General features: G+C 54.8%; 18 protein-coding genes. 13 read left to right on the forward strand and 5 right to left on the reverse strand.

Annotated elements, in window-relative coordinates:
* Positions 1-57 precede the first annotated feature (57 nt).
* From AC2TF6_RS20455 to AC2TF6_RS20480, 6 genes are all read left to right on the forward strand, one after another.
* Positions 58-1,260 (forward strand): MFS transporter, encoded by a 1,203-nt coding sequence (locus AC2TF6_RS20455; RefSeq protein ID WP_491311693.1) that lies wholly within the window; start codon positions 58-60, stop codon positions 1,258-1,260.
* Positions 1,253-2,035: an ABC transporter ATP-binding protein gene (locus AC2TF6_RS20460; protein ID WP_491308252.1), complete on the forward strand. Its 783-nt coding sequence runs from the start codon at positions 1,253-1,255 to the stop codon at positions 2,033-2,035. The genes AC2TF6_RS20455 and AC2TF6_RS20460 overlap by 8 nt, the downstream gene beginning before the upstream one ends.
* On the forward strand, positions 2,032-3,429 hold the full coding sequence (locus tag AC2TF6_RS20465; protein ID WP_491308253.1) for an ABC transporter permease: 1,398 nt from the start codon (positions 2,032-2,034) through the stop codon (positions 3,427-3,429). The genes AC2TF6_RS20460 and AC2TF6_RS20465 overlap by 4 nt, the downstream gene beginning before the upstream one ends.
* Before the next feature lie 17 nt (positions 3,430-3,446).
* On the forward strand, positions 3,447-4,541 hold the full coding sequence (locus AC2TF6_RS20470; RefSeq protein ID WP_491308254.1) for an efflux RND transporter periplasmic adaptor subunit: 1,095 nt from the start codon (positions 3,447-3,449) through the stop codon (positions 4,539-4,541).
* Between the two features lie 143 nt (positions 4,542-4,684).
* A complete protein-coding gene (locus AC2TF6_RS20475; protein ID WP_009675022.1) occupies positions 4,685-5,332 on the forward strand; it encodes a nitroreductase family protein in 648 nt (215 codons plus the stop codon).
* A gap of 130 nt (positions 5,333-5,462) precedes the next feature.
* The gene (locus AC2TF6_RS20480) at positions 5,463-6,284 is read left to right on the forward strand and encodes a GNAT family N-acetyltransferase (protein ID WP_491308255.1); all 822 of its coding nucleotides are present in this window, start codon (positions 5,463-5,465) and stop codon (positions 6,282-6,284) included.
* Positions 6,285-6,445: 161 nt separating this feature from the next.
* On the opposite strand, the gene AC2TF6_RS20485 is transcribed toward AC2TF6_RS20480, so the two are convergent.
* Positions 6,446-8,689 (reverse strand): MMPL family transporter, encoded by a 2,244-nt coding sequence (locus tag AC2TF6_RS20485; protein ID WP_491308256.1) that lies wholly within the window; start codon positions 8,687-8,689, stop codon positions 6,446-6,448.
* Positions 8,690-8,948: 259 nt separating this feature from the next.
* Here AC2TF6_RS20485 and AC2TF6_RS20490 point away from each other — a divergent pair, with 259 nt between their 5' ends.
* Positions 8,949-9,578 (forward strand): TetR/AcrR family transcriptional regulator, encoded by a 630-nt coding sequence (locus tag AC2TF6_RS20490; RefSeq protein ID WP_491308257.1) that lies wholly within the window; start codon positions 8,949-8,951, stop codon positions 9,576-9,578.
* A gap of 111 nt (positions 9,579-9,689) precedes the next feature.
* Here AC2TF6_RS20490 and AC2TF6_RS20495 read toward each other — a convergent pair whose 3' ends face one another.
* Entirely contained in the window at positions 9,690-9,887 is a 198-nt protein-coding gene (locus tag AC2TF6_RS20495) for a cold shock domain-containing protein (protein ID WP_009675016.1), read from the reverse strand.
* Between the two features lie 88 nt (positions 9,888-9,975).
* Positions 9,976-10,692, reverse strand: a complete 717-nt coding sequence (locus AC2TF6_RS20500) for a class I SAM-dependent methyltransferase (protein WP_491308258.1) — start codon at positions 10,690-10,692, stop codon at positions 9,976-9,978.
* A 275-nt stretch (positions 10,693-10,967) separates the two neighbouring features.
* On the opposite strand from AC2TF6_RS20500, the gene AC2TF6_RS20505 reads away from it, so the two are divergent.
* From AC2TF6_RS20505 to AC2TF6_RS20525, 5 genes are all read left to right on the forward strand, one after another.
* Positions 10,968-11,201 carry a hypothetical protein gene (locus tag AC2TF6_RS20505; protein ID WP_036740500.1) on the forward strand — a complete coding sequence of 78 codons (234 nt, stop codon included), beginning with the start codon at positions 10,968-10,970 and terminating at the stop codon, positions 11,199-11,201.
* A 321-nt stretch (positions 11,202-11,522) separates the two neighbouring features.
* A complete protein-coding gene (locus AC2TF6_RS20510) occupies positions 11,523-12,359 on the forward strand; it encodes a TerC family protein (RefSeq protein ID WP_491308259.1) in 837 nt (278 codons plus the stop codon).
* Between the two features lie 159 nt (positions 12,360-12,518).
* Complete coding sequence (locus tag AC2TF6_RS20515; protein ID WP_491308260.1) at positions 12,519-12,707, forward strand: hypothetical protein; 189 nt, start codon at positions 12,519-12,521, stop codon at positions 12,705-12,707.
* A 236-nt stretch (positions 12,708-12,943) separates the two neighbouring features.
* On the forward strand, positions 12,944-14,734 hold the full coding sequence (gene pepF / locus AC2TF6_RS20520) for an oligoendopeptidase F (RefSeq protein WP_491311694.1): 1,791 nt from the start codon (positions 12,944-12,946) through the stop codon (positions 14,732-14,734).
* 80 nt (positions 14,735-14,814) lie between these two features.
* On the forward strand, positions 14,815-15,204 hold the full coding sequence (locus AC2TF6_RS20525; protein WP_491308261.1) for a LapA family protein: 390 nt from the start codon (positions 14,815-14,817) through the stop codon (positions 15,202-15,204).
* Between the two features lie 352 nt (positions 15,205-15,556).
* Here the strand turns inward: AC2TF6_RS20525 and AC2TF6_RS20530 are convergent, their stop codons facing one another.
* Positions 15,557-16,459, reverse strand: a complete 903-nt coding sequence (locus tag AC2TF6_RS20530) for a DUF92 domain-containing protein (protein WP_491311695.1) — start codon at positions 16,457-16,459, stop codon at positions 15,557-15,559.
* Positions 16,460-16,623: 164 nt separating this feature from the next.
* On the opposite strand from AC2TF6_RS20530, the gene AC2TF6_RS20535 reads away from it, so the two are divergent.
* Positions 16,624-16,956 carry a hypothetical protein gene (locus AC2TF6_RS20535; RefSeq protein ID WP_009675006.1) on the forward strand — a complete coding sequence of 111 codons (333 nt, stop codon included), beginning with the start codon at positions 16,624-16,626 and terminating at the stop codon, positions 16,954-16,956.
* An 81-nt stretch (positions 16,957-17,037) separates the two neighbouring features.
* Here AC2TF6_RS20535 and AC2TF6_RS20540 read toward each other — a convergent pair whose 3' ends face one another.
* Positions 17,038-18,366: a CapA family protein gene (locus tag AC2TF6_RS20540; RefSeq protein WP_491308262.1), complete on the reverse strand. Its 1,329-nt coding sequence runs from the start codon at positions 18,364-18,366 to the stop codon at positions 17,038-17,040.
* Between the last annotated feature and the right edge of the window lie 38 nt (positions 18,367-18,404).

The raw sequence follows: 18,404 nt of genomic DNA on the forward strand, positions 1-18,404 counted from the left end.
AAGAATATGGGACGCCCTTACGGCGTCCTCCGTTTTTTTACAGAACAACGAAGACAGGTGGTCGCCTTGAAAAAACAAAATGATTTCGTCTTGCGGGGATTTACGTTTTCCTATTATATGATGATGGCCATTATCGCCTCATTTTTCCCTCTTTACTTTGATTCGCGCGGCTATTCCAAAGCCGAAATCGGACTGCTGTACTCCATCGGGCCGATGGTCAGCATCTTTGCCAACCTCGCCTGGGGATTCGCGAGCGACCGGCTGCAAAAGATCAAGCCGATTATGATCACCCTGTACGTCGGACAGCTCGTTTTCGTCGTCTCCATGTTCGGAACCGATTCCTTTACCGTGCTTTACGCCTTGATGGCCGGGTTTTACTTCTTCCAGCAGCCCGCCCAATCCCTGAACGACAGCCAGCTCCTGCTGCACGCCAGCCAGACGGGAAAGAGCTATTCCTCCTTCCGGATATTCGGCTCCATCGGCTTTGCTTTCTCGGCGCTTTTTTTCGGGCTCCTTATAAAAGAAACTAATATCGCCCTTACTTCGTCTATTAGTATAGCGGTTATTGTCATCGGGCTGATTTTCACCTTCGGCCTGGTCGATACACGGGTTGCTTACAGCAAAATGGACTTTAAGGGCATGGGAAAAGTGATCGGCTCCCCCCGGCTGCTGATCTTCCTCCTGCTCGTCCTAATCATGTCGATTTCGCACCGGATCAATGACGGCTTTCTGGCTCTGCATCTGCGCGAGCTGGGGGCCTCGGACATGACGGTCGGTACGGCGATGATGCTTTCGTCGCTAAGCGAAATTCCGGTGTTTTTTCTGCTGGGCAAATACGGGAACCGCTACAAAGAGCTGCCGCTTCTGGCCATTGCCGGATTGATGTACGCCATCCGCTTCCTGATCGTCAGCCTGTCGGATCATACCGGCTGGGTTCTGCTCGCGCAGACTATGCACAGCGTGACCTTCGGCATTTTCTTCGTCACGGCGCTGCGCTACCTCGCCCAGATCATTCCGGATGAGTACAGAGCGTCCGGCCAGGCTATTTTCGCCGTTACGTGGTCCGGCCTTGCCGGGATCATCAGCGGAAGATTCGGCGGCCTGATCTATGCGGATTACGGAAGCACGGTCCTCTACGGAATCGGATCAGGGCTTGCCGTTGCGGCTGCGGCCGGTTTCCTCGTATTCCATGCCCGTCTGAACGCGCTGGAAGCCAGATTAACTGCTATTTCAACGAAAAAGGAGGATTCGCATGCTTGAGGTAAGCGGGCTTTCGCATACCTTTCTAAGCGGTACGGAACAGTCCCAGGTGTTGAAAGACATCAATTTTACCGTGAACAAAGGAGAAATCGTAGCCCTGCTCGGAAGCTCCGGCTCCGGTAAATCCACGCTGCTCAACCTGATGGCCGGACTTATGAAGCCGACGGAGGGCAGCATTCTGATCGACGGACAGCCGATCGAGCGCATGAGCGAAAACAAGCTCGCCGAATTCCGGCGCCATCATATCGGATTTATTTTTCAATCCTATGAGCTCATCTCGCATTTAACCGTCCGGGAGAACGTCGAGCTTCCGCTCGTCTTTCAAAGCGTCAAGCCCAGTGAACGGCGCGAGCGTGCCATGAGTCTGCTTACGCAGGTCGGACTGGCGGAGAAGACGGAACTCTTCCCCTCCCAACTGTCCGGCGGACAACAGCAGCGCGTATCGATCGCGCGTTCGCTGATCACCCGTCCTCCCGTCGTCTTCGCGGACGAACCTACGGGGAATCTGGACACCAAGACCGAGAAGGAGATCATCGACCTGCTGCTCGAATTGAACCGCACGCTTCAGCTAACGTTCATCATCGTCACGCATGAACGCGAAGTCGCGGCCAGAACGCAGCGGGTCATTCAGCTGAAAGACGGACGGCTCGCCGAAGACAGCGATTACCTGCATGATGAGGATGAGACGGCGGCAGCCTTGGCCGATGAAGCTCCTCCGACACTATCGCCGGATACCGCCCTCCATGCCGGACAAGCCGGAGGTGAGCGGCCATGAAGATGCGCGATTACATGGGGCTCGGCTGGGATCAGCTCAAACGTCGGAAAGTCGTCACCGCTCTGTGCGCGCTCGGGATTTCCATCGGATCCGCCGCTATCGTTGTCGCCCTGGCCGTAGGGGAATCCGCTTCTCACTACAGCGAGCAGCAGATGAAAGCGTACCTGAAAACCGATGAGATTACGATCCGGAACGACCAGAGCCAGGACTCGGGGTCAGAGGGCTCCGCATCGGACAAATCCGGCTCCGCTGCCGGTTCCATTACAAATCAGAAGCTCGATCTGATCCGGACGCTGCCGCACGTCAAAGCCGTCGCCAGCTTTCAGCAGGTCGGTCACTTCTTCTTTAAGCTCGACGACGGCAAAATCGGCAGTTTCGAGCTGGTCGCCACGGATCTGGATACGCTCGAAAAGTTCGGGCACGAGTTCCAGCAGGGCGGCCCTTCCGATATCGAAAACACGATTATTCTGAACCCCGGTGCCACCATGGGTCTTCTCGACGAGGAAACCATGAAGAACCGGGATCGTCAAATGAGGGCGAACCAGAACGATCCGGCCCTCTGGGAAACGTTCCGGGAATTCGATAAAATCCCGACATCTCTTTATCAGAAGAAGATTACGCTGACGCTGGAACACCCAAGCGCATCGGAAGGCAAAGCGCAGGCGCAAATCCCCGTACGGGTCGCCGGCGTCCTGAAAAAAGGGGAAAGTGTGCCCAGCAACATGGTTATGTATGACAAAAGAGGATACATTTCACACGCTCTTGCCAAGCAAATCCGCGAAGCCATTAAAGCTTCAGCACCGCCGGGCAGCGAAACCGCCAAGCGGATGGGAGCGGGCGAATCCTACTCGGAGGTACTGGTTAAAGTCGAGAACTCGAGCCATATCGAAACCGTCGACAAGCAGATTCAGAAGCTTCGCCTGAATACCCAGAACAATCTTCATCAGGAAGAGAGAATGCAGGGAGAATTCGTCATCATCCGGGTCGTCTTTCTCGGCGTCGGACTGTTCGTCCTGTTCATCGCCTCCATTTCCATTGTGGTCGCCATGACGATGTCCACCTACCAGAGACGACGCCAAATCGGCATCATGAAGGTGCTTGGAGCAAATCTGAGGCAAATCCGCAACATGTTCATCGTAGAGTCGGCGCTCCTGGGGCTGCTGGGCGGAATTCTCGGCATTCTGCTGTCCTACTGGGTCATCTGGGGCATTAACGCTCTAACCTTCATGATGGGCAAAAATTCTGCGGGCGACGGCTCCCAAATCTTGTTTATATCCACCTGGATCCTTCCCGTCGGTCTCTTCTTTGCCATCATGACAGGGGTTCTCTCAGGTATCTATCCCGCTGTGAAAGCGTCCAAAACCGACGCCCTGACAGCTATCAAACGCGAATAGGAGTGACAACGGTAACGATGAAGAAAAAAGTGTGGGCACTGGCGGCGGCGGTTGTCGTCATAGGAATCAGCGCGTTTTTATACATAAAAAGCCATCCTCAAACAGGTCCTAATCCCGACGATATGGCGATGAACAATCCCCTTTCTTTCAAAGTGACCCGCGAAGAGCTGGTCGGCTCCATTGAAGTGAAAGGCAAATCATCTTATGAAAAAGAGACCTGGGTACACGCCCCGTTCAGCGGGGATATCGTGAAGTGGAACGTAACCGAAGGCGCTCAAGTGAAGAAGGGCGACTCTCTTTTCGTCCTCGACAGTACGACCATCGATGCCGAAATCGTTCAGATGCAGGCCAACCTGAAAAAACAGGACCTGGAAGCGCAGCTCGCCAAATTCCAGGAGCGTTCCGCCGAAGCTCCGGCAGGTTCCGGCGAATCGAGCGGCATGTCGGAATCGGACGCCAAGAAACGCTATGTCGATGCCGAAAGCGCCAAAGTCCAGGCCCAGCTCAATACCATGAACCGCGAGACGGCCCAGAACCAACTGGGAGAAAAACAGAAAATGCTCGCCAAAGCGAATTTTAAAGCACCGGAAAGCGGCATTTTTCTTTTCGAGGATTCGTCCAAAATTCCGCAGGCCCTTCAGGCCAATCACCGGATCGCCAAAATTGTTGATTTGTCCAAGCTCGAGCTGCTCTGCTATGTGGGAGAATTCGATGTTTTTCAAATCAAGCCGGATATGCCGGTCCAAGTCAAAATCAATGCTCTTGCCGACGTTCCGCTGAAAGGCAAAGTCAAACAAGTGTCCAAATTCGCCAAATCGGGAACGGAAGCGGCCGCCTCCGCCACAGCCCAGTTTGAAGTCATCGTCTCTTTGGAGCCCAATGACAGGCTTATTGCCGGACTCAGTTTAACGGGCACCATTGAAACGGCCCGCAAGGCCGACGCTCTTGTCGTTCCTACCCTTGCCGTGCAGCGTGACAAAGACAAGCATTTCGTCATGCTTGAAACACCGGGCGGCGTGGATCGTAAAGAAATTACAATCGGCATGGAAACCGCCGATAAAACCGAAGTGGTCAGCGGCTTGAACGAAGGAGATACCGTCGTCCTCCAGTAACAATTCCCGGCGGAAAGGACCGCTTGTCCGTCATCGGCTTTCCCTATGCAAACTGCCGGATTTGGACTATAATTAGGAGAAGATATTAGTACCAAGTCTTAAGGACAGTATCCAGGAACCAGCGGAAAGTAGGGACTGTACGCATGAACTATGAAGATTTCAAATCCGTCGTGCTCGAAAGACGGAGCGTCCGGAAATTCACGGAAGACCCTGTCTCGGTTGAGGACGTACGCGAACTGATTGACTGCGCCAGATACGCACCGAGCGATACAAACTCACAAACATGGAAATTTATTGCCGTTATGAACGGAGACCTCATCAAAACGATCGAAGACGTTACGTGGGAAGAACTTCACAAAAGGGCGGCCGATGCCGAAGAACGCGGCTTATCCCGTGAAGGCCGCCTTCTCGTCAAGTCTTTCGGACCGTATGCGACCGCGTTCTCAGGCGCGCCCGTGCTGATTATTTGCCTGGCCACCCCTTACGAGTCCAAATTCCGTGAGCGCATTTTCGACCCGATCAAGCTTGTGGAAAACTCCGTCTGGGATGAAGAAGGCATCAAGAGCTCCTGCCTCGCCGCCCAGAACCTGATGCTTGCCGCTCATGCGCGCGGCTTGGCGACTTGTCCCATGACCGGACCGGTCCTCCTTGCCCAGCACAGGCTCCGCGAGCTTCTCCCGATTCCGGAAGAAGCGCAGGTCAACATGGTCATCGCCCTCGGTCATCCGCAGGAGCGTCCGGGCAAGCTGGCCCGCAAAGAAGTGGATGAGATACTCGAAATCATCAACTGACCGAACCAAACGCAGGTAAACTTTCAAAGCCTCCCCTTTCCAAACCGGAAACCGGGAGGCTTTCTTTTCACGCTTTCTTTTCACTTTTCTTTTTATGTTCACCCCGTAACAAACTTCAGGAGGCGGTATGATGGCACAATTACCCGTACTTACACAAGAACTTGTAAAGCGCCTGGAGCAGGCGGAAACGGCTTTCTGGACTTCGCGCATAGAAGCCATCGGCAGCCGCGAAGGCAATCCGATGGGCGTTCATACGGCGCGGTTCGGCCATACAAGCGCGGTTTGCACGGAGCATATGCCCTGGCCCTTGTTCAACACTGTCAGGGGCCTGGGTTCGGGTGATGTCGGAGAACTCGGGGCGATTCTCCGTTTTTACGCGGAATACGGCCGTTCTTGCACATTCGAGCTCACTCCCGGCAAAGCGGACAAGTCCGTTACATACGCGCTGGCACGACAAGGCTTTTATCAGGAAAGCTTTCACGCTTATATGTATGGCCTGCCGGAACCTATCGCTCCCGTGCTTCCACCTCACATCCGGATTGAGCCGATCACGTCGGCAGACCGGTTCGACCTATACGGGGAACTGCACTGCGTGGGAACAGGGATGGATATTAGCGCAAAGCAGCATTTTATCGACAACAACATCGTTCTGCTTAACCGGCCGGGATGGCATATGTACGTGGGCTATGTAAACGACGAGCCGGCCGGAGTCAGTGTGATGCACATCGACGGCGACATCGCCTCTTTCACCCTAGCCGCGACAGTGCCGCAGCACAGGGGCCGCGGCCTGCACACCGCTATGCTGCAGGTACGCATGCACGAGGCGGCCAAACGAGGCGGCCGGCTAGTGGCCGCGCAGGCCGCCTTCGGCAGCGTGAGCCAGAACAACATGGAACGCGCCGGCATGAGGCTCGCTTATACGCGCGCCGTCTGGAGCGCTTTGGGCGAGTAGCCCTGGCGCGGTAGCCCTGGCGCGGTAGCCCTGGCGCGGTAGCCCTGGCGCGGTAGCCCTGGCGCGGTAGCCCTGGCGCGGTAGCCCTGGCGCGGTAGCCCTGGCGCGGTACACAAAAAAGGAGAGCGGAACGGCTAATGCCGCTGCTCTCCTTTTTTGTGTCAATTTCCCGGCCGCGGTGCGCTCCGCTCGTCCGCCGGCGTTCCCGGCTTGCCCGGCCAGAAAGCCGCTCTGCCGAGCAGAAGCGTGATCGTCGGCACAAGGAACGGACGGACGATGAACGTGTCCAGCAGAACGCCGACCGCACAGATCACGCCGAACTGCACGAGCACCTGAATCGGCAGCACGGACAGCACCGCAAACGTGCCTGCCAGAATCAGTCCGGCCGAAGTGATCACGCTGCTCGTCGAGCTCACGCCAAGCCGGATCGCTTCTTTCAGCTTGTGCGTTTTGCTTGCTTTCCATATCCCCGACACCATGAAAATATTGTAATCTTCGCCCAAAGCGACCAGGAACACGAACGCGTAAAGCGGAATCAGCCCCTGAATCGCTTCGGTTCCGAAGAACGTATGCAAAATAAGCCAGCCGGCTCCAAGAGCCGAGAAGTAAGACAGCAGAACGGTGGCCATCAGATAAACCATCGCAACGAGCGAACGGAGATAAACGAGAAGCAGCAGCGCGATGATCCCGATTACAATCGGGATGACCACCTTCGTGTCCTTGCTCGTCACATTCTCGGTGTCGTACTGCTCGGCGGTTTGTCCCGAAACCCTCACATGGGAGCCGGCGTTCGCAACTCCCGCATCTTGAAGGGAAGCTTCCGCCGCCGCGTATAGATCCGGAATGTGATGAATCGATTCCAGCTCGAACGGATCATCCTTGAACAGCACATCGTAGGCTACGATGTCGGGATTCGTTTTCCCTTTTACAGGTTCAGAGACGGAGTCCACAAAAGAGAGTGCCTTCAGTCTGGCTCCAGCGTCCACCTTATTCCCTTCCGTGTCCACCATCACTTTGGCCGGAGCCAGAGTCCCCGGAGAATAGTGTTCCGAAAGGAGAGTAAATCCTTCTCTGGACGGCATCGTTTCCGGAAAAGAGGAAAGCAGATTAAATGTATATTTGATCTGCGACGAAACCCCCGCCAGTGCAATCAGCACAACAAGGCTGACGACCAGAATCGTCCTCGGCTTTTCCGTCACCATCCGCCCCAAAGTTTCGCTCATACGACCGACGGCCCGCTGTCCGCGGACGGGTTTTCCCCGCTTCGCTTCCTTCACGGCTCTCTGTTCCGGCGTAAGCGGAGCAAACGGATAGAAAGACTTACGTCCCAGAATGCCCAGAATCGCCGGCACAAGCGTTACGCTCGCTGCGGCCATGATAAACACGGCCAGAGAGAACGGGATGGCAAACCGGTGGTTGGCCCCGTATTTGGCGAAAAGCAGCGCCAGCATCGAAACGATTACCGTCAGCCCGCTCATCCCGATCGCACCGCCCGAACCGAGCAGCGCTTCTTTCACGGCAAGATGCTTATTCTCGTGCTCCAGAAGCGCCGTCCGGTACCGCGTTGCAAAAAACAGGCAATAGTCCGTCCCCGCCCCGAAAAGCAGCACCGTCATAATAGAAATAGACTGCGCATCCACCACAATCCAGCCAAGCTGCGCCAGCTTTCCGAGTATCGGCGAAATAACGCCGTAAGCGAAGGCCACCCCGACAAGCGGCACAATCGCCATAACGGGCGACCGGTAAAGCAGAATCAGCAGCACGAGCACGAGAATGACCGTCGCCATCAGCAGCGAAAAATCCGCTCCTTTGAACAAATCGTTCGCATCCATGGAAATTCCGACTGGACCGGTAATACGCGCGATCAGACCTTCCCCTTTCAGGTCTTTAATGGCAAAAGGATCGCTTCCCGTCACGGCGGCGGATATCTCTTTGAGCTGTGCCGCGCTCTCCTTGAGCACCTTGGTTTCCGTTTTTTCTTTAAACGAGACCGGCAGCACGATGGTGGTCCCGTCTTTGCTCACGGACTGCTTCAGGGCCGGCAAAGGCAGCTTGTCAAAAGGAGCCACCGAAGCCTGCTCCGGAAGCGGCGTTTGCGTCAGCCGACCCGCTATTTTCTGCAGGGCGCCAAGATCTCCTTCGGTCAGTCCGGCCTGCCGGTAAAAGACCACGAGCGCCGGGACCCCGCCGCTTGCGGGAAACTGCTCTTTCTCGAGCGCCGCGGCCTGCACGGAGAGCGAATCCGCGGGAAGCTGGTCCGCCGCGTTATTTTCCTGACTGTTGACGCCCGGCCACAGAGCGCTGAGCAGAACGGTCAGCACGATCCAGACTGCTACCGTAACCCATTTGCTTCTGGGACCCGCAACCCGGGAAAGCATTCCCTCCATAAAGGACGATGATTTCATTGAGACGTTCTCTCCTTTTATCCGGATAGTAAAGCTGTACGTGCTCTCTATAGACGAAAAACATTCATTTTCGTTATAATTATATATACTGGTCAGTTAATTAATCAACCAAAAGTTTTCCGCTTCTTTTTTTCCTGCTTGTTTTTTGGAGCTGCGAGTCCCCTGCCACGGGACGCTTTAAGAAAGGTCAGATCCCGGTTTGTGGTATACTACTCTTTAATGAGCTTCTCAGATTCCCGTTTTGAAAGGAACACTGCCTATGTCATCCACTTCCCGAAAACCTCCCGGAAGGCCCCGTTCCAGCGAGCAGGCGGCCCCCGTTTCTGACCGGATTCTCCAGATAGCCATGCACGAATTTATCCGCAGCGGATATGATGCCGTTTCCATGGACGATATAGCGAAAGCGAGCGGCGTCACCAAAGCGTCGGTCTATTATTATTTTCCGTCCAAAGCCGTGCTGCTCACCGAATCGACGATCCGGCTTATGAATGTGGTGCGTGCGGCCACGCTGAAAATTCTCCAGAAGCCCCTTCCTCTCCGGGAACGGCTGCTGGAAGTCACTTATAATCACCTTCAAGCCACGACAAGCTTCGATTTCGAAGGCTTTATGAACAAAATCGAAACCGTCCTCACTCCCGAGCAGACGGAAAATATGCGAAAAGCGGAGCATCAGCTTCTGGAAGCACTGGCCGACGCGTTCGCCGAAGCTTCGGACAAGGGCGAAATCGGCACCGCGGATTCCTGGCTTGCGGCACGTTCTTACATGGCCCTGCTTATGATCGGGCACAGCAAACAGCCCGACGGGACGTTTACCTACCCCGACAAGCGGCTCGCCGCCGATAAAATCGTCAGCATGCTCTGGGACGGAATCGGCAACAGTCCCGCATGAGCCGGTTAGGTACAAATTCAGACCGCAAAAAAGACAGTTCCCAATCTTTCGATCGGGAGCTGTCTTGGTTTGCTATGACACTATTTATAAGAAGGTGGTTATCCCTGGATCTTATAACTTGGTGACGTTAGCTGCTTGAGGACCGCGGTTACCATCCGTGATCTCGAATTCTACTTCTTGGCCTTCGTCAAGAGTTTTGAATCCATCGCCTTGAATAGCGGAAAAATGAACGAATACGTCTTCGCCGCCTTCTACTTGGATGAAGCCATAGCCCTTCTCTGCGTTAAACCATTTAACTGTACCTTTCAAGTGAACAACCTCCTAAATGTATCGCCATCTATGGCGAATATGGATATTATATCATCCTTTGTCTGCCAGTTCAACTGCCAGAAAGGGGTCAATCCGCAACTTTATGCAAAGTCAAGTAGTCCCTCGAACCCGGGATAAAAGCGAGCCGCGTCGGCCTATATGCGGCGCTGACGCCCTCTCCGGCGAGCTCTGCCAGCAGCTCGGGAAGCTGAGGATACAGCTCTCCGCCGAAGGTCAGCAGCGGATAAATCCGCACTTCTCCGCCCGGTTTACATACCCTCAGCAGTTCTCTCATCGCCTGGAGGTGAAATTCGGGGCTGAACTGCTCTCCGTACAGAAACAGGAAGTGGCTGCACAGCACAAGATCGAACTCGCCTTCCGAATGCGGAAGCTCCGGCAGCGAAGCCGCCGTATATCTCTCTTCGCGGGAAGCGGGATTCGCATAATCTGCGGCGAAATCCGCGAATGATTGTTTGCGCAGTTTCTTTAATAACTCGGGCCCCCCGTAGAAGTCCCAATTGTACAAGTGCCTTCTCTCCGTCAGCTTGGCAATAAACCGGTCGATCTCCTCCAGACCCAGCCCTTCGATTTCCGAAGGCCCCATCGCATACAGGGGATCTGCCGCACTGGCCTTGATTTCCCTGCGGGAAGCCTCGGCCGTAAATGCCGAAGCGCCGGCGCCGGTATCCAGCACGCGCTTGCCGCGCAGCTTTTCCGGCTCCAAGTCAAACATCCGGACGTATTCCTCGAAATTGCGGCATGTCATAGCGACACCCGTCTGCTCATAAAAGCGTTTTGTTTCCATCTCAACTGCACTCTCCTCTTCTCGGCTCATCTCAACTAAACTGATTTTCCGTCGCTGCGGACGGGACTTTACGGATAAGTGACGGCGGCTCTCTGTCTGCCCCATCCAACTTTTCCCATAAAGATTGAATGTATTGTACCACCTCCGCCCGGTTCAAGCTAGTGAAATTTTTAATCCCTTATGCTAAAGTAAGATGCAAGCGGTTGGGGCATTCTTACCTTTATATCCGTCCCTCATCCTTCAAACCAGATTAAAGGAGAATTCTCATGTCACACGTGATAAAAAAACATGTCATCTTCAAAAGAGACAAATGGAATATGGTTACGGTTGAAGTGAACGGTTCCCGGCTTGTCGCCAGGGAAATTTCGGACCAATGGGGCGAAGACACCCATACTTTTCTCAGCCGGCCGGCTTTGATGCATTGGGCTCAGGAAAGATTCCCGCGGGATTCGTTCGAAGGAACCGACGAAGAATATGACGCCATGATGGAAGCTTTCCGCAACGTCTGAAACAGGCGAACAAATGTCTTGACGTATTTGCGACACGCGCGGTATACTGAGCACAGAAAACTAAATGTACGGGACAGTCAAAGGGGAGTAGCTTCTACAGTAAAGTCGTCAGTTCGGGTTGGACAACAGCCCCGGCTTTATTGGCAACGAGAGTTGTTAGCAAGACCTTTGCCAGCACGCTGGTAAAGGTCTTTTCCTCTTCGCTGGAGAAAAATGCCTTTACCGGATAATTCGGTAAGGCATTTTTTTGTAGGCTGCCGCCGAATTAGAAGTCCCTGACTTGCAAACCCTATTTTAAGATGAAGGAGTGAACTCACTATCATGGACTGGTTCTCAACAGCATCCTTGCTTACCTTGCTCAACATCATCATCATCGATCTCGTGTTAGCGGGAGACAACGCCATCGTCATCGGGATGGCTGCCAAAAACGTACCCAAGAACCTGCAGAAGCGGGTCATCCTTTGGGGGACTGCAGGCGCGGTCGGTATCCGCGTAGTCGCGACCGTTCTCGTTGTGTATCTACTTCAAATTCCCGGCCTGCTCTTCGTAGGCGGACTGCTGCTGGTCTGGATCGCGCTCAAGCTTCTCACGGATAAAAGCGATCATGACAATATCGCGGCTAAAAATACAGTCGGAGCCGCGATCACTACCATTATCGCGGCCGACGCGGCAATGGGCATCGACAACGTGATTGCGATTGCCGGTGCGGCTCACGGCCATATCGGCCTCGTCATTATCGGACTGCTGGTCAGCGTACCGATCGTCGTCTGGGGCAGCACCATTTTCATTAAGGTCGTCGACCGGTTTCCGATTGTCATGTACATCGGTTCCGGCGTACTTGCCTATACCGCAGCTAAAATGCTGACCGAAGAGCAATTCATTATGCACGATTATTTCTCCGCTAACCCGCTTGTAAAATGGCTCTTTATCGCCGTCATTGTCGTCGGGGTGCTCATAACCGGCTATGTCGTGAAAATGTCCGGTTATTCCGTTAAAATTAACGAACGCGGCCAGCTCACCCTTCCCAAGCATGTGGGCCACCAAGCCAACATCGCACCGGAAGACCGGTTCACCGTGCAGTCGGACCCGAGCGGCCGTCTCGTCTTCGTCAAGGTCGGACCGGACAAGGATCCGAAATCCGTTAAATCCGCCGGCTGACGACCGGCTCCGTATACCGAGTAATTACCGGACCCGCCCCTTTCTGCTGAAAGGCCGGCGGGTTTTGCGCGCTAGCCGGAAAAGAGGGAAATCGTCCGCATGAGGCGAAGTTGTATGGCATACTAGTTAAAATGCTTAATGGCAAGAGGTGAACGTATTTTGGGGATTTCAAATGATGTATTGCTCTTTATCATCGCGGGCTTCGCTTTCGCGCTGATTGTGCTCTATTCGCGCAACCGCATACCGGAACAGCTGCGCAGGCCGATGGCCATTTTCGCGCTGATCCTGGTGGTCTGCTCTTTTTCGCTGGTGGTCGTATCTCTGTTTAAATTAGGAATGGCGGGGTAAAACGCGGGCGAATTTACTTCCCAAACGCATTCCCCTATAATGATAATTAATCTTCCGATCGGTCATACTAGACGGGATTCCCGAAATGTCAACTGGGAAAATCCGTCTGGGGAGCGTGAAACCGTATGCGCCTCTTACCGATCGCCCTTATGGCCGGATTGCTCGCGTCCACGCTGGTTCCCGGCAGCGGCGCGCATTCGGCCGCCAATCCGAAATCATCTGTCAGGAGGGTTCCCATGAACCAAATTCCCGTTCGTAAAGACGTCCCGGCTGAGCACCGCTGGAAGCTGGAGGATCTTTTCGCCAATCAAGAAGCCTGGAACAAAGAATACAACGAAACGAAAGAAGCGCTGGGCAAAATCGGCCAGTTTCACGGCAAGTTAAGCGATCCTGCCGCTGTGAAGCAATGCTTCGAGCTTGAGGACGATATTTCTCTACATACCGAAAGACTTTACGTGTATTCCAACATGAAGCATCACGAGGATATGACGGACCCTACTTACCAGGCACTGTCGGATAAAGCCCAGAAGCTCAGCGTGGAAGTGAGCCAGGCGCTCTCTTTCATCTCTCCCGAAATCGTCAGCCTCTCCGAGGAGCAGCTAAAGACGCTCGTGGAGAACAAGGATCTGGCGCCATACAAAACGACGCTGGAAGAAATGATCCGCCAGAAGCCTCACGTGCTGTCCAAGGAAGAAGAAGCGCTGCTGGCGATGGCCGGCAATATGTCCGGCGCTCCGAGCAACATTTTCGGCATGATCAACAATGCGGACATGAAATTTCCGAAGGTGAAGAACGAGAACGGCGAGGAAGCCGAGCTGACACACGGAAGCTACATCCAGTTCCTCGAAAGCCGGGACCGCGAGGTACGCGAGCAAGCTTTCAAAGCCGTTTACGAGACGTATGCCAAACAGAAAAACACGATAGCCGCTACGCTTTCGTCCAACATCAACAAGAACATTTTTTATTCGCAGGCGCGGAAATATCCGTCCGTTCTGGAGATGTCCCTGTTCGGCGACAACATCAAACCGGAAGTATACACGAATCTGATCGAAACGATTCACGAATCGCTTCCGCTTCTCCAGCGCTACATGAAGCTGCGCAAGAAGCTGCTCAAACTCGACGAGCTTCACATGTACGACCTGTTCGTGCCGCTTGTAGACGATCTCAAGATGAAGGTCACCTACGACGAAGCGAAAGAAACGATTAAGGAAAGCCTGGCTCCGCTCGGCAAATCCTATGTGGAAACGCTGGAAAAAGGCTACAACGACGGCTGGATCGATATTTACGAAAACCAGAACAAGCGCAGCGGCGCCTATAGCTGGGGCGCTTACGGCACGCATCCGTACGTGCTGCTTAACCACAAAGAGAATCTGAACAGCATGTTTACGCTGGCGCATGAAATGGGTCACGCGATCCATTCGTACCTGTCGGACGAAAATCAGCCGTACCGGGACGCCCAGTACACGATTTTCCTGGCCGAAGTGGCTTCCACGCTCAACGAAGCGCTTCTGATGGACTACCTGCTGAAGCATACGGACGATCCGAAGAAGAAGCTGTACCTGCTTACTTACTATGCCGATCAGTTCCGTACGACCGTGTTCCGCCAGACCATGTTCGCCGAGTTTGAGAAAATCACGCACGAGAAGATGGAAAAAGGCGAATCGCTTACGGCGCAGGAGTTCAGCAAAATCTATTATGATTTGAACACCCTCTATCATGGTAAAGAAATGGTAGTGGACAAAGATATCGAAATGGAATGGGCGCGTATTCCACACTTCTATAACAGCTTCTATGTGTATAAATATGCGACGGGCTTCTCCGCTGCCACGAGTTTCTCCAAACAGATTCTCGACGAAGGCCAGCCTGCCGTAGAACGCTACCTCGGCTTCTTGAAGAGCGGCGGAAGCGACTATTCCATCAACATTCTGAAAAAAGCCGGCGTGGACATGTCAACTCCAGAACCGATCAAGCAGGCGATGAGCGTATTCGCTTCCGTGCTTGATCAGATGGAAGAGCTGACGAAGTAATTCACGCGGACTTTACCCCGAGCTTAAAGGCCGATGAACGGTTTCACGGCCTTTTTGCCGGTTTAAAGGAGAGATTTTCCATGAAATCGAACCGTATTCAATGGCTGTTGATCGGCGCTCTTATTTTTGCCCTTATTACGACGGTTTTCGCGGTGGTGAATATGGACCAGGTTCGTGTCAATTTCGTGTTTATGGAAACGAACGCGCCCCTCATTCTGGTCATCGTGATTTCCACCGTTCTCGGAGGACTTATCGTCGGTCTGTTCGGCATTTTGCGTCAGGTACAGATGCAGAAGGAAATCAAGGAGCTTCGCAAACAGCTGAAGGGGTTCGCCGTTCCGGGCGATACGGAAGTGCTGCCGGGCACTGCCGCCGCAGAAGCCGCTTCCGCTTCTTACGAAGATCGTCTGCCGGGTGAGGAATCTCCCGTCAAGAAAGAGTTCGGCAAGAACAACTCCGGCGTGCTGTAAGAAAAAAACGAAAAACCTCCATCCATGCGGCCGTTAAGGCCTGCCGGGATGGAGGTTTTTTTCATGTTTCGACGCGTTAGGCCGGAGTTTGCTGCCGCGGCTGGAACGCCGGGCAGCGGCAAAGGCCTGCGCAGCCGGCACGTTCGTGCCGTGATGCAAAACACTGCGACGGATGCGCTTGCGGGCGTCACCGGCGGTTCAGCGCGGCCGAAACGCCGGGCAGCGGCTGCTGGCGTGTGGCTTCGCGCCGTGAAGCGTGGCCTTGCTGCACGCTGGCGGCTCGCGACGTGACGCGGGTACCATCGGCCGGCGAGCGGCGGCGCACAAAGCCCGGCAGCGGCCCCCAGGCTGTTCACAGCCAGCCTGCGAGCAGGGCCGCCGCAAGCGCCGCGGCGCCGCCGAAGAGCGAACCGATGACGTTCACGGCATCGTTCGTCATCCAGGCGAAGCCCCGCAGCGGCTCGGCGGGCGAGCCGCAGTGCGAGCCGCGCTCGATGTCGCGGCCGCACACGGCGCAGCGGTACATCGCCTGCCACTTCGCGCCGATCAGCGAATCGGACAGCGATCCGGCGAGGCCGCCGGCCAGACCCGCCGCAAGCAGCGGCAGCAGCGTCTCCAGCGGATGGTGCGCTCCGGCGGTCAGCACGGCGGCCGCCTGCTGGCCGGACGCAGCCGCCCCGGCGGCTGCGGCGTTAGCGGCTCCCGTGACGGCGCCGCTCCCCAGCCTGGCCAGCAGCCACGCCGCCAAGCCGATGAAGAGCCCGCCCGCGCAACTCGCGAGCAGCCCGAGCGCGGTGACCCCGCCGGACGTGCCGGGGGCGACTTTGCGCCCCGTCAGGATAGAGCGGGGAGCGGTCCGGCTCAGCCCGCCGATTTCCGTGGCCCAGGTATCGGCCGTGACGGCGGCCATAACGCCTACGAAAGCGGCCCACCAGGCGGGGTGAGGTTCGATCGCCGAGCCGATGCAGAGCAGAAGCCCCAGCCCCCCGTTTGCGGCCACTTGTCCGGCGTCCCGGTTGCCGCTTTTGGCGTAGCCCGATTCGATGGCCGCTTTTCGCTTGTGCTTGTACTTGGACAGCAGCGTCGAGGCAACAAAAAACGCGATCAGGGTGCCGAACCAGGCGGCCGAGCCGAGCGAATACATCAGCGTGCCCAAGACAACCGCCGCGGCCGCACCCGACGCCGTCAAGGAGCGCTTCGAATAAGCGGCCCCCGCCACCAGGACGCTTCCCAGCAGTCCTATCCACACATCCATTCCCGACATTCTCTCATCTCCCCTTCTTTCAATCATCCGAGCAAGGCAAAGCACTGCCTGCAAAAGCCGGCGGCTGCAAACCGCGGGTTTCGTTTTCCGTATTTCGGGTAAAAATAAGGGTAGATCCCGTATCACACATTCGTATATGAGGGGAGATTTTAATCATGGAAACCAACCAAAACAAACCGAACGAGGACATCAACCCGATTACGGATGAAAATAAGCACAACCCCTACACCAATCAGAAAAATAACGTCCGTAAATATGAGAATGAAGATCTCGAATCCGTAAAAGAGCATGAATATCATGACGCCAAGCAAAATTCCGCGAATCGCGATATCAATGAGGTCATGAACGGTTCGATGGCGCCGAACATGGATGAAATCAAACAGCTCGGCAAAGACATGGAAGGCATGAAAACCAATGAGGACCTCACGGAAGAAGGCCTTCTTCCCGACCCGATTCAGAACGAACGCGAGGAAGAAGCTTCCCGCTAAATTCTGCCTTAGGTCCATTATGGCAAAAATCGCCCTTGCAAGCAAAACACACCCCCGCTCGGGAGGTGTGTTTTCTGCTTCTCAGGAAGCGGGTTCGATGGCTTTGCCGCGTATCTTGACGCCGTAAGAAATGGACTGGAGAAAATCCATCTGCTTTTTGTCGTAAGCCGCGTCCCTTTTCACAATCTGATCTTTTTGAATGTAATACGGGTTGAATTCTGCCGTGATCTTTCCGTTGATCAGCTTTAATTTAAGAAGTCCGGTGTCCGCTTTCGCGTCTTTCACATAATCGGGAAATAAAAAATTGCCGATGGAATACGCGATGGGCTTGCCTTTGTAAAATTCGAATCCTTGCAGAACGTGCACATGGCTCCCGATGATTCCGTCGGCCCCGGCATCGATCATTTCTTTGGCGAAGGTCCGCTGCCACTCTTCCGGTTTGTGGTTTTTCTCCACTCCCCAGTGCATATAGACGAATACATAGTCCGCGTCCTTGCTTTCCTGCCGGATGACCGGCAGAACGGCGGATTTGTCGTATGCCTGAGCAATCCCCGGCGTATCGGGACCCGCAAACCAGTCCCGGCTCGGAATGAACCGGGAAAAGGCAAGAAATTTGATCCTGGCCCCGTTAATTTCAACGGTTTTGGCTTTGTACGCTTCCGCGGCGTTGCGGCCGCCCCCGATATAAGGGAGACCCGTCTGTTTCAGGTGATTCAGCGTATCCAGAAAACCCTGTTTCCCGAAATCGAGCACATGATTGTTCGCTATGGAAACGAGATCGAATCCGGCATTTTTTAATCCTTTCAAGGACGGCGGGTCCGATTTGAAATTATAGAGCTGGTTCGTATCCTTCTCGGTCGCGTCGGTCACCGACGTTTCCAGATTCACAAAGGCGTAGTCCGCCTTGGAGACTTCCGCTTTAACAAACTGAAAAGGATAATCCGGCCCCTTCTTCTTGATCGTTTCCTTCACAGACCAATCCATCAGTGCGTCCCCGGCAAAAATGAGATCAACGGCTTCATGATCGCCCACTTTTTTGCGGACGGCAGGAGCCGTATCCTGCGAACCCTTCGGCTTTTCGGTCGCTTTGGCTTCCCCTGATTTCGCCGGTTTATCCGCCGGTTTGACTTCTTTATTGCCGGTCGGTTCGCTTGCGGCAGCCTCCGCCGACTCCTCCGCTTTATCCGGGACCGGAGATGCCGCGGGCACGGGCGATTTTTCCGGAGCCGGCACCGCGGAAGAGGCGGGCTGACTGTCTCCGGGCGTCTTGGTGACCGGCTGTTCCGAAGACGACGCAACGGGCGGAACGGATGCCGCGTCCATTTTTATTTTGACCAGCAGCAATCCCGTAACGAGAACGGCGCTGAAGATCGCAGACACGATAAGAAGGGTTAACCTCTGTTTCTTCATCGGTCCCCTCTACTTTCCGCGGCAGGACAGTTCATCCT

The sequence above is a fragment of the Paenibacillus sp. JNUCC 35 genome (genome assembly GCF_058269095.1).